This window comes from Flavobacteriales bacterium (assembly GCA_030584065.1).
Taxonomy (GTDB): domain Bacteria; phylum Bacteroidota; class Bacteroidia; order Flavobacteriales_F; family PHOS-HE28; genus PHOS-HE28.
Map to the genome: position 1 here is coordinate 1,452,193 of CP129489.1, position 15,530 is coordinate 1,467,722.

General features: G+C 66.8%; 13 protein-coding genes and 2 tRNA genes. 5 read left to right on the top strand and 10 right to left on the bottom strand.

From position 1 onward, the window contains the following. Positions 1-85: 85 nt before the first annotated feature. The 5 genes from QY325_06480 to QY325_06500 form a co-directional block, all read right to left on the bottom strand. Complete coding sequence (locus QY325_06480; GenBank protein WKZ67567.1) at positions 86-841, bottom strand: LytTR family DNA-binding domain-containing protein; 756 nt, start codon at positions 839-841, stop codon at positions 86-88. Further along, positions 838-3,645 (bottom strand): histidine kinase, encoded by a 2,808-nt coding sequence (locus QY325_06485; GenBank protein WKZ67568.1) that lies wholly within the window; start codon positions 3,643-3,645, stop codon positions 838-840. The genes QY325_06480 and QY325_06485 overlap by 4 nt, the downstream gene beginning before the upstream one ends. Next, positions 3,645-4,190, bottom strand: a complete 546-nt coding sequence (locus QY325_06490) for a YceI family protein (protein ID WKZ67569.1) — start codon at positions 4,188-4,190, stop codon at positions 3,645-3,647. The genes QY325_06485 and QY325_06490 overlap by 1 nt, the downstream gene beginning before the upstream one ends. A 42-nt stretch (positions 4,191-4,232) precedes the next feature. After that, positions 4,233-5,378, bottom strand: a complete 1,146-nt coding sequence (locus tag QY325_06495; protein WKZ67570.1) for a hypothetical protein — start codon at positions 5,376-5,378, stop codon at positions 4,233-4,235. 143 nt (positions 5,379-5,521) lie between these two features. Further along, positions 5,522-5,608, bottom strand: a tRNA-Ser gene (locus tag QY325_06500). 58 nt (positions 5,609-5,666) lie between these two features. Between QY325_06500 and QY325_06505 the strand changes: the two genes are divergently transcribed. Further along, positions 5,667-6,164 (top strand): DinB family protein, encoded by a 498-nt coding sequence (locus tag QY325_06505; protein WKZ67571.1) that lies wholly within the window; start codon positions 5,667-5,669, stop codon positions 6,162-6,164. Between the two features lie 12 nt (positions 6,165-6,176). On the opposite strand, the gene nhaD (QY325_06510) is transcribed toward QY325_06505, so the two are convergent. Both nhaD (QY325_06510) and nhaD (QY325_06515) read right to left on the bottom strand, forming a co-directional pair. Beyond that, on the bottom strand, positions 6,177-7,490 hold the full coding sequence (nhaD, locus tag QY325_06510) for a sodium:proton antiporter NhaD (GenBank protein WKZ67572.1): 1,314 nt from the start codon (positions 7,488-7,490) through the stop codon (positions 6,177-6,179). An 84-nt stretch (positions 7,491-7,574) separates the two neighbouring features. Beyond that, positions 7,575-8,882: a sodium:proton antiporter NhaD gene (nhaD, locus tag QY325_06515; GenBank protein WKZ67573.1), complete on the bottom strand. Its 1,308-nt coding sequence runs from the start codon at positions 8,880-8,882 to the stop codon at positions 7,575-7,577. 97 nt (positions 8,883-8,979) lie between these two features. Here nhaD (QY325_06515) and QY325_06520 point away from each other — a divergent pair, with 97 nt between their 5' ends. Further along, complete coding sequence (locus QY325_06520; protein ID WKZ67574.1) at positions 8,980-9,975, top strand: cation diffusion facilitator family transporter; 996 nt, start codon at positions 8,980-8,982, stop codon at positions 9,973-9,975. 120 nt (positions 9,976-10,095) lie between these two features. On the opposite strand, the gene QY325_06525 is transcribed toward QY325_06520, so the two are convergent. After that, positions 10,096-10,172 (bottom strand) — tRNA-His (locus QY325_06525). Positions 10,173-10,264: 92 nt separating this feature from the next. Between QY325_06525 and QY325_06530 the strand changes: the two genes are divergently transcribed. Genes QY325_06530 through QY325_06540 form a run of 3 tightly spaced genes read left to right on the top strand, consistent with a single transcriptional unit; the run spans position 10,265 to position 14,236 of the window. Further along, a complete protein-coding gene (locus tag QY325_06530; protein ID WKZ67575.1) occupies positions 10,265-11,419 on the top strand; it encodes a glycosyltransferase in 1,155 nt (384 codons plus the stop codon). After that, the gene (locus QY325_06535) at positions 11,412-12,983 is read left to right on the top strand and encodes a hypothetical protein (protein WKZ67576.1); all 1,572 of its coding nucleotides are present in this window, start codon (positions 11,412-11,414) and stop codon (positions 12,981-12,983) included. Before QY325_06530 ends, QY325_06535 begins: the two co-directional genes overlap by 8 nt. After that, entirely contained in the window at positions 12,980-14,236 is a 1,257-nt protein-coding gene (locus tag QY325_06540) for a polysaccharide biosynthesis C-terminal domain-containing protein (protein WKZ67577.1), read from the top strand. Before QY325_06535 ends, QY325_06540 begins: the two co-directional genes overlap by 4 nt. A 6-nt stretch (positions 14,237-14,242) precedes the next feature. On the opposite strand, the gene bshB1 is transcribed toward QY325_06540, so the two are convergent. Together bshB1 and QY325_06550 are read right to left on the bottom strand one after the other, a co-directional pair. Further along, positions 14,243-14,965, bottom strand: coding sequence for a bacillithiol biosynthesis deacetylase BshB1 (gene bshB1 / locus QY325_06545; protein WKZ67578.1), 723 nt, complete (start codon positions 14,963-14,965; stop codon positions 14,243-14,245). Continuing rightward, entirely contained in the window at positions 14,962-15,525 is a 564-nt protein-coding gene (locus tag QY325_06550; protein ID WKZ67579.1) for a glutathione peroxidase, read from the bottom strand. The genes bshB1 and QY325_06550 overlap by 4 nt, the downstream gene beginning before the upstream one ends. Between the last annotated feature and the right edge of the window lie 5 nt (positions 15,526-15,530).

Consider the following 15,530-nt stretch of genomic DNA (forward strand, 5'->3'; position numbering starts at 1 on the left):
GCCCTGAAGGTCCCACGCGCGCCGCTCTATCGTCGCATCGGCACCGATGGGACGGGCATTCCGGCCGACGACCCGGGAAAGGGGGTTACTCGCCCGCCAGCCAGCGCTTGAACGCCGCGCTGCGCTCGCTGCTCACCACGGCATCCTCGCCGTAGGGCGGATCCAGCACCACCTTCACCCGGCTCTTGCTGTAGGCCAGGAGTTCCTTGATGCTTTGGAGGCTCACGATCAGCTGCCGGTTCAGGCGGATGAAGCGCTGGGGGTCCAATTGGCGCTCAAGCTTGTCCAGGCTCTCATCCAGCGGGAGGTCTCGCCCCTCACGCGTCCGCAGGAAGGTGTTCTTCATCAACGAGTGGATGTAGGCGATCTGCTCGGGCTCCACCACCTTGAAATGCTCCCCGTAGCGAATCAGGAAGCGCTTCACCGGTGCCACGGGCACCTCGGCAGAAGGCTGGCCCGTGCCCAAGGGCCCCATGTCGCGCACCAGGCCGAGCCGCTTCACCCGCTCCACGGCGGCACGGAGCTCCTCGGGGTTGATGGGCTTCAGCAGGTAATCGATGGCGTTGACCCGGAAGGCCTGCAGTGCATGGGCATCGTAGGCGGTGGTGAATACCACCGGAAAGGGCACCTCCACCCGCCGGAAGATCTCGAAGCTCTCACCATCGGCGAGCTGCACGTCGAACAGCGCCAGGTCCGGCGCGGGGTTGGAGCGGATCCAATCGACTGCGGCTCCGATGGCGGCCACGTCGGCCACCACCTCGATGCCGGGACCGATGCCCACGAGCAGCTTGCGCAGCCGCTTCACGGCGGCCTCCTCATCCTCAACGATCAGCACCTTCATGGCACGGGGTCGAGCAAAGGTACCAGCACCGTGAATTCCTCTGCCGACCGCTCCACCCCGATGGGGCGCGCGGTGATCGCCCTGTAGCGCTTGGTGATGCTCTCCAGGCCGAAGCCCGTGGACCGCGGCGGCGACGACCGTGGGCGCAGCGGGTTGCGAACGGCCAGCGTATCATCCGTCAGCGAGGCGATGGTGATGGTGAAGGGCTCTGCGCCCCTCACCACATTGTGCTTGAGCGCATTCTCCACAAGCAACTGGAGGGTGAGCGGCACGATGGCGCGCTGCTTCGCCCGGTCATCCACCATGAGCTGGAGCCGTATCGCGGCACCGAACCGGCGCTGCTCCAGGGCGAAATAGGTGTCGAGCAAACGGAGCTCTTCCGCCACGGTGATGCGCTCATGGTCGCGCACCTGCAGGATATTCCGGAAGAAACGGCTCAGCTGCTCCACGTGCTCCACAGCCTTGGACGGCTCCGTTTCGATGAGCTCCACCAGGGCATTGAAGCTGTTGAAGAGGAAGTGCGGATCGACCTGGCTCCGGAGGGCATCGAGCTGGAAGCGCACCCGCTCCTCTTCCATCCGTGCGCGATAGCGGAGGCGGCGGTCGCGCGCGCGAAGGAGGGCAATGATGCCCCCCGTCACCATCAGGCCCATCAGCGCGATGACCCAAGGCCGGCGCCACCAGGGCGGGTCGACGATCACCTCCAGTTCAGTCCAACCGGAATTCTCCTGCGGCGCCCTCCCCCGGAAAGCACGCACCTGGAACACGTAGCGGCCGGGGGGCAGCGCGGCGAAGCCGGCGTCACGCTCGCTGGTCTCCACGATGCGGTCATCGTAGCCTTGCAGCCGGTACTGGAACCGGATGGCGGCCGGATCGGCGTAGTAGGTTCCGGTATAGCGTACCACCAGTGCTCGTCGGTCATAGGCCAGGCGTATCGCACCTTCATTTCCAACAGCCTCGCCGTCGGCTAGCACACCAAGGATGGCCACCGGAATCCGGCTCCTGAAGTGCAGCGGCGCCGGGCGGATCCGCAGGAGTCCTTTGCTGCATGCGTACCAGATGGCACCGGTGGGGTCCGTTGCGAGCGCATTCAGCTCGGCCGTCGCATCCTCCAGGCCGAACGCGGCGGTCACATCCGTCATAGACCGCGTTGCGGGATCCATGGCCACCGCACCGGTGCTGCCGAACGCGATCAGCTGCCCTGCCGATTCGGCAAGCGCGTTCAGGTCGGCACCGAACGGCGCCACATCGGCACCGAAGCACCGCCCTCCCCTGCTGCCGATGGCGCAGAAACCCGTGGCGGGGCCCGCCGCCCAGACCGTGCCGTCCCGGGCGCGCAGCAAGGCATAGAAGGTGCCCTCGGCCAGCGAGGCGGCCGTCGCGCCATCGGCAGTGATCGTCCGCACGCCACGGCCATCGGTGGCCAGGTGGAAGGCGCCGTGGTCGCCCAGCGCATCGAAGACGAAGCCGGCATCGCGGCCCAGCCGCCGGAACCCGGATGGGCCGAGCACCGTGATGCCCTCTAGGGTCGCGAAGACGACACCGTCATCGGTCGCCCTGGCGGAAAGGACATTGTCATTCGAGAGGCCGTCGCGCATCGTGAAGCGCTCGATGCGGCCGTCGGGCCTCACGGCAAGAACGCCTGACCCGAAGGTGGCTGCCCAGATGGTGCCCTCACCGTCCGCGCAGAGCGACACGATGGGTGTGCGCGGATCAACCGGTACGGGAATCGCGGTCACGGTCATGTCCTCGCTGAACCTGGCCGCATGCTGATAGAGGCGGTGCCCGATGGCGAACCAGAGGCGCTGACCGGCATCGGTGCAAATGGCGCTGATGCCTCGCAAGTCGAGGCCCTCGTGCTCGGGAACGACGAGGATGGATGGGTCGGCACGGTGCAGGACCTCCGTCCCGTCGCACCACCACAGCGCACCTTCCGCATCGCGCAGCATGCCCAGCACCTCGCGGTCAGGGGCACCCTGCCGCCGGTAGGAACCCTTGGGCATCGCCAGGTCGATTGCCAGCACGCCGGCCTCCCGGGTTGCGGCCCATACCATGCCGCCCACAGCGCGTACATGCGTCACCGCGCCATCGCTCCACGGCTGGGCGATGGACCGTGGCTCCTCGCCCACCTGCGGTTTCCAGCTGAACACCCCTGCGCGATCGGTACCTGCCCAGATGGTCCCCTCCGCATCGATGTCGAGGCTGAGGACCAGGTTATCAGGCGCGCCTTGCTCCTCGCCGAGCACGGCATCCACCGCGCCGTCGGCGATCACCGCCAGCCCTTGGTCGGTAGCCACGGCGATGCGGCCGTCGGGCAGCACGCCAAGTCCGTTCACATGATCATCTGGAAGGCCGGCGCGGGAATCGATGGCGCTTCGGCGACCTCCATCATGGAGCACAACACCCAGCCCATAGGTACCAATCACCAGGCCGCCACCGCGGAGGACGGCCAATGCCGTGGCCACTCCGGCCAAAGCCGTATCGCGCTCCAGCGTGTCACAGCCGGCATCGCCGCAGCGCAGCAGATATCCCTGCCCGGTGATCAGGGCCACCCGGTTCCCATCGGCGGCCATCGCAGCGATGCGATCGGCCTGTGCGCGCCAAATCGTCTCGGTGACCCCGCCATCGGTGCGGAGCAGCGCCGCTTCATCGGCCACCCAGATCAGCCCGCGCGCATCCTGCACGGCCTCGTGCAGCTTCGGGCGGTGATGACCTGGCCGCACCTCGAGCCTGCGCACCAAGGGGAACTGCCCGAAGCCCTCACCGGCCAGCAGCAGTAACAGGAGCGTGACGCCCTTCCGCATCAAGGTGCGAAATGCAGGTCCACCGAAACGGCCACGGTAGCCGCCACCTTCTGCTGCACCACCCGCGGGATCCGAACGCCGTGGTCCTCCAGCACCACCTCGAAACGGCTGGTCACCGTCACGCCCGCCGCATCCACCTCCACGGTGCAAGGGATGATCCGCTCCTGAGGAACGCCGCGGATGGTGAGCGTTCCCTTGGCCCGCACCGCGTGCTTGCCCGGCGCGCGCAAATCGACCATCTCGATGATGCGGCCCGTGAACTGGGCATTGGGCCAATCCGCCGACGCCATGTAGTTCTCGTTGAAGTGCTCGCGCTGCAGCGGTGCGTTGAACCCTGCGAAGGATGCCACGGGCACCTGTACGGCGAAGCTCCGCTCGCCGCGGTCGATGACGCCCTTGGCCTGGTCCGTGGCGGCGGAGATGGCCTCCAATGGGGCCTCGCTGAGGAAGCTGATGCTGGAGCGGTCCAAACGGATCACGTCGCGCTCCTGCGCCAATGTGCCGATGGCGATCGGAAAGACAGCGAAAGCGACCAGGCGATGCATGCTCCACCACGGCGAAGGCCGTGCCGAAGGTAAACGCACGCCTCAGCGCGCCACCACCAACCGGCCGATTGCGCGGGAGGCACCGGCCATGACCCTCACGAGGTAGGTGCCCTGGGGCAGCCGGGCCGCATCCACGATCGCCCGGTCCTGAAGGTCCGCGATGCTGAGCACCAGCCTGCCCTGTGCATCGAGCACGTCCATCCGGAAGGTCGCCCCCGGCATGCGCACGGTGAAGCGGTCATCGGCGACGGTCGGCCAGATCAGCGGCAGCTCACCGCCTTCCTGCACGGCCATCCCTGTGCTCAGCTCGCAGGTGGTGGTGCAGACGGCGCGCGTGGTCTGGGCCGTGCTGTCCAGGAAGGCTTCCAGCGCCCCCGATTCGCCTTTGAGGAAGTGCCCCAGCCACAGCGTGGCGAAATCGTTCACTGCATCGTGCTGCTCCGCCCGTTCGATCGACGGCGAAGGGCTGCAGGTGAGTTCGCCCAAGGAGCAGTTGAAGTTGTAATCGGCGAAGTAGCAGTGGCCGCCCCCGGTGATGCTGATGAAGGCCCGGCAGGGAACGGTAAGGGCTTCGTACATGGGCCCTTGGTGCTCCACGATGGGTGTCACGCAATCATTGGAGCCGGCGAACATGAGGGTGGGCACCTGCACTTGGGCGCACGCCGCCACGGCGCTGGGATTCGTCTCCGCCGCCGCGAAATTGACCACCGTGGTGATGGACGTATTCCCCGCCGCTGCGAGGAAACTGCTGCCGCCACCCATGCTGTGCCCCATCAGCGCCGTGGCGGGGGCGACATGCCCGTAGAACGGCGATGCGGGCTCGCCGCCCGCAGCCTGCAGCGCGGTGGAGACATGCGCAATGTCCAAGCCGAAGGCACCATGATTCGGGGGCACGCCGCCTTCCGTGGTCGGCAGTGCCACGATGTAGCCCAGCGGCACGAAGTGGTTCCTCAGGTTGGCATAGGCCCCAGTGCCCATGACGAAGCCGTGCCCGATGACGAGCACCGGGAAGCTGCCCTCGGCGACCTCGGCATTGGCCCCGGCGGCCTGTGCAGGGTAGTACACATCGGTAGGGATGTTCCGATTCCGGTCCGCATCGAAGAAGGTGACGGAGCGGTTGCCGATGGGATAGGGCTGGCCGAGCGCCGCAACCGGCAGCGCAAAGGTGAAGGCAGCGATGACGCGCATGGGGTGAAGGTATGCGAAGCCCGCCGATGGCAACCGCGGTGACGGACCGCCTTGGCACCGCCAAATCCGGCCCGCAGCCCGCCCCGACCGGGCCAGGCTGCGGGCGGAATCGACGAAGCCGCCCGGGGGCGGCTTCTCGGCTGCGGAGAGGGAGGGATTCGAACCCCCGGTACCCGTGAAGGCACATCTGTTTTCGAGACAGACCCGATCGACCACTCTGGCACCTCTCCGAACGGGCCGCGAAGATAGGGGCCGCAGCAGTTCGGGGTTTCCATCGACCTTCGCGCCATGACCGCCATCAGCGAAGCCCAGGTCCTGGCCCATGTGGTGGACCGCACCCGGCAGTACACCCGCTACTACTGCAGCCTGCTCAAGGACCAGGACCCGCACCGGGTATTCGTGTGCGAAGGCAAGCCGCTGAACACCGCGTACTGGCTCATCGCCCACCTGGCCACCAGCCAGAACGGGCTGCTGCTGCGGGCCACGGGAGGGCCCTTCGAGAAGTTCAGCTGGGCCAAGCACTTCACCTTGGGCAGCCAGGGCCTTCCGCCTGAGCAATGCCCTCCCTACGAGGAGATCTGGGCCACCTTCAACGAGGTGCACCGCAAGGCAATGGCGCACCTGCCAACGCTGACCACCGACCAGCTGAACGGACCGAACATCACCGGCCTTACGGCCATCGGAGGCTCGGTACGCGATGTGATCACCCATGCGGCGCGCCATGAAGCCCTGCACACCGGCCACCTCAGCTGGCTGTGCAAGCTGCATGGCATCGGCACCATGTGAGCCGCAGTGGGCTCACGCTCCGTGCCAAAGGAGCCAGAAGGCGATGATGCCGCCGAAATAGCCCAAGGCGGCCGGAAAGGCCATGCGGCGCAGGTACCAGAGGAAGTCGATGCCGAGGATGCCCATCGTGGCGACACCGGCTGCGGAGCCGATGATGAGAATGCTGCCACCGGTGCCCGCGCAATAGGCGAGCAGTTCCCAGAAGGGATGATCGGCATGGAACTGCTCCATGGGATACATGCCCATGGCCGCGGCCACCAAGGGCACGTTGTCCACCACCGCTGAAAGCAGGCCGATCACCGTGTTCACCGCATAGATGCTGCCCAGCTTGGCATCGAGCAGGTGTGCCGCATCCGTCAGATGGCCGGCCTCCTGCAGGCCCGATACGGCGGTGAGGATGCCGAGGAAGAAGAGGACGCTCGGCACATCGATCCTCCTGAGCACCGCTGTGACCGAGAGGTGGCCCTTATCGGTCTCGATGGCATTCATGTGCATGAGTTCCGTGACGATCCAGAGGATTCCCAGGCCGAGAAGGATGCCCATGTAGGGTGGCAGGTGCGTCCAGGTCTTGAAGAGCGGCACGCCGAGCAGCGCGAAGAGGCCGAGTGCGAAGACCAGGTTGCGCTTGCCGGTGGAAACCGCCTTGTGGCCGGCATTCTCCTCCGCCGCCGCATCGGGTCGCTGGATGGTGCCCTTGAAGGTGAAGGTGAACCAGACCAGCGGCAGCAGCAGGCATACAAGGCTCGGCACGATGAGCTTGGCGATGATATTGCCGGTGGTGACCTGGCCGCCGATCCAGAGCATGATGGTGGTGACATCGCCGATGGGGCTCCACGCACCACCCGCGTTGGCGGCCACGATCACCATGCCGGCGAAGGTCCACAGGTCGTTCTTGTCCTTGATCAGCTTGCGCAGCAACGCGCACATGACGATGGCCGTGGTCATGTTGTCCAGCGCCGCGCTCAGGAAGAAGGTGATGATGCTGAGCACCCACATCAGCGTCACCTTGTTGGTGCCGGTGATGCGGTCGGTGATCACGCGGAATCCCTCGTGCGCATCCACGAGTTCCACGATCGTCATGGCGCCCATCAGGAAGAAGAGGATGCTGGCGATGTCGCCCAGGTGGTGCATCAGCGACTCCACCACCCCCTCATGGCCATGCGCGGCCTCCGCCGCGCCCAGTAGCTCGTGCTGGCCCAGCATGAGCATGATCCAGACCAGCACGCCCGTGACCAGGGCGGTGGCCGCTTTATTGATGCGGAGCGGGTGCTCCAGCGCGATGCACAGGTATCCCAGGATGAAGGTGAGGCCGATGGCGAGGTACATCGATGCGGATTTGATCCGCGAATGTCACTCACCCGATCGCGACCGGATGAAAAACCGATGAAAAAAATCCGTGCGACCGCCCGGTCAGTGCCACATCAACCAGAACGTGAGGATGCCCCCCACATAGCCCAGCGCGGCAGGGATGGTCATCCGCTTCAGGTACCAGATGAAGTCGATGTGCATGATGCCCATGGCGGCCACCCCTGCGGCCGATCCGATGATGAGCATGCTCCCCCCGGTTCCCGCGCAAAGCGCCAGCAGCTCCCAGAAGAGGTGGTCCGGCGGGTACTGGCTCATGGGATACATGCCCTGCGCGGCGGCCACCAGCGGCACGTTGTCCACGATGGCGGAGAGGGCTCCGATGGCCCCGTTTATCAGGAAGATGTCGCCGAGCGCCCGATCGAGGCCCTGCGCCAGCAGCGTGAGGTGGCCGGCGACCTGGAGCCCCCCAACGGCCACCAGGATGCCCAGGAAGAAGAGCACGCTGGGCATATCGATACGGCGAAGGACCGCGGTGACCATGAGGTGACCGCGCTGGTCCAAACCGTGGCGCATGTGGATCACCTCGGTGACCACCCACAGGACGCCCAGGCCCAGCATCACGCCCATGAAGGGCGGCAGGTGGGTGATGGCCTTGAAGATGGGCACGAAGAGGAGTGCGCCCACGCCCAGCGCGAACACCAGCATGCGCTCACCTGGAGTGACATTCCCTCCGCCATGGTGACCATGGTCGATCACGCTGTCCGGGCGCTCCACATTGCCCTTCATGGTTCGGCCGATCCAGAGCAGGGGCAGCAGCAGGCAGACCAGGCTGGGCACGATCAGCTTCACGATGATGTTGACCGTGGTCACCTGGCCCTTCACCCAGAGCATGATGGTGGTGACATCGCCGATGGGGCTCCAGGCACCGCCCGCGTTGGCGGCGATGATGACCATGCCGGCGAAGACCCAGAGCGTCTCCTTGTCCTTGATGAGCTTGCGCAGCAGGGCGCACATCACGATGGTGGTGGTGAGGTTGTCGAGGGCGGCGCTCAGGAAGAAGGTGATGATGCTGACGATCCAGAGCAGCGTGGTGCGCTTGGTGGAGCTGATGCGGTCCGTGATCACGCGGAAGCCCTCGTGCACATCAACGAGTTCCACGATGGTCATGGCGCCCATGAGGAAGAAGAGGATGCTGCCGATGTCCCCGAGGTGCTCGAGCAGGTGATGGAGCAGCCCCTCATGGTCGGCGTGCTCGGCATCGTGGAAGATGGTGTCCTTGCCCAGCATGAGGATGGTCCACACGATGGCGCCGGTGAGGATGGCGCTGGCCGCCTTGTTGATGCGGAGCGGGTGCTCGAGGGCGATGGCGAGGTAGCCGATCACGAACACAACGGCCATTAGAGCGAACATGCGGATTGGTTTTGGCGGCGCAAGGATAAGGAACCGAGCGGGCCGCGGGGGACCGCTGAGCGAGCCGTTGCGAACGCGTGGCGGTTAAACTTGCCGCATGGGGCGGAAAGGCGATATCCGGCTGCAAGCAACCGTGCTCGTGGTCGGAGCGGTGCTGATGGCCGTGAAGTTCCTGGCCTGGAGGCTCACCCACAGCAACACCATCCTCAGCGATGCGCTGGAGAGCATCGTGAATGTGGCCGCCGGGGCATTCGCGCTGTACAGCCTGGTGCTTGCCGCCAAGCCCCGAGACCGCGAGCACCCCTACGGCCATGGCAAGGTGGAGTTCATCAGCGCGGGAATCGAGGGCGGGCTGGTGGTCGTGGCCGGCGGCCTGATCATCTGGAGGGCTGTGGCGGCCCTGCTCAGCGGGCAGCACCTGCATGCGCTCGACACGGGCATCCTGCTCACCGGCGGAGCGGGAGCGGCCAACCTGGCCATGGGCCTTGCGCTCCAGCGGCGGGGCCGGCGCGCGCGCTCGATCACCATGGAGGCCAGCGGCGCCCACCTCCTCAGCGATGCATGGAGCACCGTTGCCATGGTGGCCGGGCTCATCCTCATCCGCATCACCGGCCTGCTCTGGCTCGACCAGCTCTTCGCCATCCTGTTCGCCGTCTACATCATCGTCACCGGCCTCCGGATCTTCAGGCGCTCGTTGGCGGGCATCATGGACGAGGCCGACCTGGAGCTTGCCGCGGAGGTGATCGCCAGGCTCCAGGCGGCGCGCCGGCCGCAGTGGATCGATGTCCACAACTTCCGGATGATCAAGTACGGCTCGGTGCTCCACATCGACTGCCATGTGACGCTCCCGTGGTACTACACGCTGGAGCGCGCCCACGCTGAGATCGCTGAGATGGAGCGCATCGTGAACGAGGAGGAGGCCGGCCAGGTGGAGCTGTTCATCCACATGGACCCCTGCATCCCTGCGAGCTGCGGCATCTGCACACTGGAAGCCTGCCCGGAGCGGAAATCGCCTTGGGTGAAGCGCGTGGAGTGGACACCCGATACCGTGCTCGGCAACGCCAAGCATTCCGTGGCCGATCCGGCACGCTAGCCGCTCCTCAGGCGAGGCCCCAATAGGACCCGGGGGCGGGCGGCTGCCGCGCCAGCGGCGGATGCAAGGACGCGGCCGTTGGCGGGCTGAAATGGAGCAGCGCCCTCACGGGCGCTGCTCTGGGGTGGAAGACCGGGCTCGAACCGGCGACCTTCGGAACCACAATCCGACGCTCTAACCAACTGAGCTACATCCACCATGGCGCTGGGTCGCTCCAGCGGGCCGCAAATATAGCGGCGGCGTTCGGTTACGCCGCGCGCACAAGCGGCTCCGTACTTTGCGCAGGTTCATGCACGTGCTTTTCCTGCCCAAGTGGTACCCCGGCCAGAAAGACCCGCAGCTGGGCGATTTCCTGCGCAAGCAGGCACTTGCGGCCGCTGCTCAAGTGCGCCTGAGCATCCTGCACGTGGAGGCGGTCAGCGGGTCCGGTGCACCATCGGATGAGGCGCTTAGGACGGAGGATGGCGCGTGGGAACTGACCGTTCGCTACCGGGCGAGCACGCTGGGGCTGGCACCGGTCCGCAAAGCCGTGAATCTGGTCCGTTATTGGCGCACGGCCAGTGCGGGATGGCGCAGGCTCTGCGCCGAGCGCGGCCGGCCCGACCTCATCCATGCCTACATCCTCGTGAGGCCTGTTCTGTTCGCTTGGTGGACCGGCCTGAGGCACGGGGTGCCCTACATCGTGAGCGAGCAGAGCAGCGAGTACCTCGACGGCACCTATCAGCGCAAAGGAGCGCTCTTCCACGCGCTTTCGCGGTTCCTGTTCAGCCGTGCCGCCGCCGTCACCGCGGTTTCGGCGTGGCTGGGTGACCGGCTGGTCGGCCTCGGCCTTTGCCACCGGTACGAGATCGTACCGAACGTCATACCCGGCCTCGACCGTCCATTGCCACCCGCCGGTGAGCCCGGCCGCTTCCTTGTGGTGGCCGACCTGGTGGACCGCACCAAGAACGTGAGCGGCGTCCTTCGCGCGTTGGCGATGGCGCGCAAGGCGAACGGAAATGCGCACCTTTCCGTCATCGGTGACGGCGCCGACCGCATGATGCTGGAGCGATTGACCACGGAACTGGGACTCACGGAGCATGTCCGCTTCCTCGGCCGACTGGCCAACGCACAGGTCCTCGACCACATGGCCCAGGCCTTTGCCGTGATCGTGAACAGCAACGTGGAGACCTTCAGCGTGGTGACGGGCGAGGCGCTGGCGCAAGGCAAGCCCGTGATCGCCACGCGGTGCGGAGGCCCACAGGCCTTCATCACGGAATCCAACGGCCTGCTCATCGACCCGCGTGACGATGCGGGCTTGGCGCAGGCGATGCTCTCGCTGATGCGCCAAGCGCCCCGCTACCGGCCTGCGGAGATCCGGCACTCCGTCAGCGAGCGCTTCAGCCCGCAGGCCGTGGGGATGGCCTTCCGATCGGTCTATCAAGCAGCGACAGGGCATGGCTGACCAGCGGGTGCGCATCGCGGTGGTGACCGGCGGCCGATTGCGCGGCTGGGAATCGGACATCGTGCGCCGCGTGAGGGCGCTTCGCGAAGCCGACGTGGTGGCCTGGATGCACCTGGATCAACTGGCCACTGAGGACCCTTCAGGGGCTTTCGGCCGGCTGCAGCGCAAGGTCTCCGCATCCCCCCAGCTCGCCTTCGAGGCCCATGGGCCAGCGGACCTGGGTCCCCTGCGCGTCAACGACCTCCGTGGAGCACAGGTGGACCTGGCGTTGCTGCTTGGCGCCGCTTCCGGCCTCCAAGAAGGCCCTTGGGACCCTGCCCTGCGCCGATGGGCTTTCCGCCACGGCGACGACCTGCCCGCCCACCGAGCCTTGCCGGGGCTCCGCGAATCGGTACGCCAGGTGCCGCTCACGCGCTTCGGGCTCGTCGATGCCGGAACGGGACGGACCTTGCGCACGGCCTGCCTTCGCACCGCAGGTGAGCCCGGGACCCTGGCAGCGGTGATTGCCGGGCTCGCCGCGCAGTGGCCCGCAGCTGCCATCGCCGAATGGGCGGCCAACGGCCAAGCGCCGCAGGGCATGGACGATGAGCCCACGGCCGCAATGCCCCTTCCCGGGCTGCTGGAGACCCTGGCCTTCGGCTGGCGCCGGATGACCGGGCGCGGCGGCGCACCTCTGGCGACAGACCATGGCGCGTGGAACATCGGGGTGCTGCATCAGCCCGTGCATGTGCTGCTGGAGGACGATGGCAGCCGTAACGTGCGCTGGCTGCCCGCCCCTTCCAAGGGCAAGGCCCGCATGGAGCCGTTCGGCTATCACACGCCTGACGGGGACCTCAATGTGCTCTTCCGGAAGTGCAGCGTGGACGGCGATGAGGCCGTGATCGCCCGCGTGCGGCCGAAGCCGGACAACATCCTGAAACGCTCGCGCACCATGCTCGAGGGCGATGGGCATGCCGCCTATCCCTACACGCTGACCGTGGATGGTGCGCCGGCCGTCATCCTCGGAGATGGCCCTGCCGCATGCGTGCGGATCCACCGCATCAATGACGCGAACGACGGACTCCTGGATGGCCGCCCTATCCTGAGTGAGGCGCTCCATGCCCCCACCCTGTTCGAGCATGGCGGACGGTGGTGGCTACTGGGCACGAAGGATCCGCTGCCCGATGCACTGCTGTATGGCTACTACAGCGATTCGCCCTGGGGGCCCTTCGTCCCGATCGGCCACGGGCCGCTGAAGTGCGACGTGCGCAGCGCACGGCCGGCAGGCTCGCCATTCCTGCACGACGGTGCGCTGTACCGCCCGGCCTTGGACGCCTCGGCCCCCGGCGCGCCCGCCGTGAGCATCAACCGGGTCGACCGGCTCAGCCCTGCGGGCTTCCGGGAGGAGGCCGTGCGACGGGTCCAGGGCTTCGCGGCAACAGCCTACGGCGAGGGCGTGCGCACCATCACCGCCATGGGCCAGCTGACGCTGGTGGATGGGTTGCTGAGCCCCGTGATGGAGGCCCGGCGGGCCAACGGAAGCCGTTCCTCCACCCGCTCACGATCGAAGCGCGACCGCGGATGACACGCCCCGTGATCGGCACCATCGCTGCACGCGTGGCCATCGCCGCCATGAACCTTCTGCTGGTGGCCGTAGCCGCTCGCTCGCTCGGGCTGGCCGATGTGGGCCGCATGAGCCTGGTGGTGCTCGCCATCACCTTGGTGCTGCTGCTCTGCCATGTGGTTGGCGGCGGCGGATTGGTCTACTTGGAGCCGAGGCACGGCACACGCACGCTCCGCTGGGTCTCTTATGGCTGGGCTGCGGTGGCCTGCGCGATCGCGGGGCTGCTCATCGGGCCGCTGGGGCTCGCCCCGTCCGGCCTCGGTGCGTACGTGATAGGCCTGGCCTTCCTGCAAGGCTTGCACGGCATCCACCTCTCCCTGCTGCTCGGGCGCGAGCGCTTCGGAACGCATAATGCGGTGCAGGTGGGCCGTACGGTCACCCTGGTCGTGGCGTTCGCAGCCCTGCTCCGCATCGGCGATGCTTCGCTCATGGACTTCATCCATGCCACCGCCATCGCCGATGCGGCCACCGTGGTGGTCAGCGGCGCACTCCTGGTCCGCCTGCCTGCGCAGGCGAGCGATCCCGCCCGGGCGCTGATCGCCTTGATCCGGCAAGGGCTGCCGGCACAGGCGGCCAACACGCTCCAATTGCTCAACTACCGCCTGTCCTACTACCTCCTCCAGGGCTTCCAAGGCGCCACAGCACTGGGCCTGTGGTCCATTTCCACCCAGCTCGCCGAGAGCGCATGGCTGGCCCCCAAGAGCCTGGGCTCGGTGCTCTACGCGAAGGTGAGCAACCTGCAGGAGCGGGACCGGCAGCGCGACCTGACCCTGGCCGTGATGAAGGTCTCGATGGCCATCGCGGCGCTCACGGCCGGCGTGCTCATGCTCCTTCCCGAGGGCCTTTTCGAATGGGTGTTCGGGCCGGAGGCCAAAGGGATCGGGCGGCTCATCATGCTCATGGCCCCTGGGCTGCTCTCCATGGCGGCATCGCAGGCGCTGAGCCATTTCATGAGCGGGAGCGGGCGCGTGCTGCACAACACCATCGGGTCGGCGCTTGGGCTCGTGGCCACCCTGGCGATCGGGTACACCCTCATTCCCGGGCAGGGTGCCGATGGCGCTGCGATCACAGCCAGTGCCGCCTACACGCTTGGCGTCATCTATCAGTACCTTGTATTCTCGCGGATCACAGGTGCCCGCCTCAAGCATGTGCTCCCCAACCGGCAGGATGGTGAGCGCGTCGCAAAGGCCTGGCGGCGCTTCGCCGGCGGCTGAACCGCCTCAGAACAGGCTCAGCGCATCCGGTATACCGATGCCCCGGTCCACGGTGAAGCCCTCGCCGAAGGTGCGCATGATGATGCGCCCCATCTCGCGATGCCTGCCCTCCAGGAAGGGCAGGAAATCCTCGCGCGCGATGGGGCTCAGCGGCTCGGTGCTGGCGGGGTCGTGGAACTGCGAGCGGAAGCAGCGCAGCGCCTTCATCTTGCCCTCCCAATGCGGGGTGATGTCGAATACCAGGTCCGGCTCGATCCAGCGGTCCTGTATGGCATGGAGCACGCGCATCGGCCGCCACGGTTCCTGGGCCGCGCCTTCGTCTTCCGTCGCCAAGCGGCGCAGGCCGCTAAGGAAGCCGGCCTCGGCCACCAGCTGGGCGGCGCGACCGTGATCCGGGTGGCGGTCGCGGACCGCGTTGGTCAGCACCACCTGGGGCCGATGACGCCGGATGCTGCGCACCACGGCCATCAGGCTCTCCCGATCGGCGCGGAAGAAACCGTCCGCCAGGCCGAGCTGATACCTGAAAGCGGCGTCCAGCACGAGGCGCGCCGCCTCGGCCTCCTCGCGCCTGATCTCCGGCGTGCCGCGCGTTCCGAGCTCACCGGCGGTGAGGTCCACCAGGCCAACCGACCTCCCCAGCGCACGGTGGAGCAGCACCGTGCCGGCCATGGAAATCTCCACATCATCGGGGTGCGCGGTGATGCAGAGGATATCGACGCGCTCGCTCATCGCCCCTCGAGCCAACCGACGACACGCTCATCCAACGGCGAGATGCCGCTCTCCAGGGACATCACCAATCGGCCCTGCTCATCCACCAGGTACTTATGGAAGTTCCACTTCACGCTGGAATCCATGGCTCCGTTCAGGGCCTTGGTGGTGAGCCACCGGTACACCGGATGCTGGTCGCCGCCCTTCACCTCCACCTTGCTCATCAGCGGGAAAGTGACGCCGTAGTTCTTCTGGCAGAAGGACTCGATCTGTGCCTCGCTGCCCGGTTCCTGCCCACCGAACTGGTTGCATGGGAAGCCGATGATCACCAGCCCCTTCGAGCCATACGCCTCGTGCAGCTCCTGCAGCTGCTTGTACTGCGGGGTGTAACCGCATTCGCTGGCCGTGTTCACCACCATCACCTTGCGCCCCTTGAAAGCGGCGAAATCCACCTCGTTGCCGTGGATGTCGATGGCCTTGAGGGCATGGAAGGAGGCGGACGGCTCTTGCGCGCTGCCGGATTGCGGGGCGGACACCGACCGGAAGCAGCCGAAAAGCGAAAGGATGGAGAGGAACAGCATCGGGC

Excerpts from the sequence above, each read along its gene's own strand:
- QY325_06480 (WKZ67567.1), bottom strand. The coding sequence starts at position 841 with ATGAAGGTGCTGATCGTTGAGGATGAGGAGGCCGCCGTGAAGCGGCTG.
- QY325_06485 (WKZ67568.1), bottom strand. The coding sequence starts at position 3,645 with ATGCGGAAGGGCGTCACGCTCCTGTTACTGCTGCTGGCCGGTGAGGGC.
- QY325_06490 (WKZ67569.1), bottom strand. The coding sequence starts at position 4,190 with ATGCATCGCCTGGTCGCTTTCGCTGTCTTTCCGATCGCCATCGGCACA.
- QY325_06495 (WKZ67570.1), bottom strand. The coding sequence starts at position 5,378 with ATGCGCGTCATCGCTGCCTTCACCTTTGCGCTGCCGGTTGCGGCGCTC.
- QY325_06505 (WKZ67571.1), top strand. The coding sequence starts at position 5,667 with ATGACCGCCATCAGCGAAGCCCAGGTCCTGGCCCATGTGGTGGACCGC.
- nhaD (WKZ67572.1), bottom strand. The coding sequence starts at position 7,490 with ATGTACCTCGCCATCGGCCTCACCTTCATCCTGGGATACCTGTGCATC.
- nhaD (WKZ67573.1), bottom strand. The coding sequence starts at position 8,882 with ATGTTCGCTCTAATGGCCGTTGTGTTCGTGATCGGCTACCTCGCCATC.
- QY325_06520 (WKZ67574.1), top strand. The coding sequence starts at position 8,980 with ATGGGGCGGAAAGGCGATATCCGGCTGCAAGCAACCGTGCTCGTGGTC.
- QY325_06530 (WKZ67575.1), top strand. The coding sequence starts at position 10,265 with ATGCACGTGCTTTTCCTGCCCAAGTGGTACCCCGGCCAGAAAGACCCG.
- QY325_06535 (WKZ67576.1), top strand. The coding sequence starts at position 11,412 with ATGGCTGACCAGCGGGTGCGCATCGCGGTGGTGACCGGCGGCCGATTG.
- QY325_06540 (WKZ67577.1), top strand. The coding sequence starts at position 12,980 with ATGACACGCCCCGTGATCGGCACCATCGCTGCACGCGTGGCCATCGCC.
- bshB1 (WKZ67578.1), bottom strand. The coding sequence starts at position 14,965 with ATGAGCGAGCGCGTCGATATCCTCTGCATCACCGCGCACCCCGATGAT.
- QY325_06550 (WKZ67579.1), bottom strand. The coding sequence starts at position 15,525 with ATGCTGTTCCTCTCCATCCTTTCGCTTTTCGGCTGCTTCCGGTCGGTG.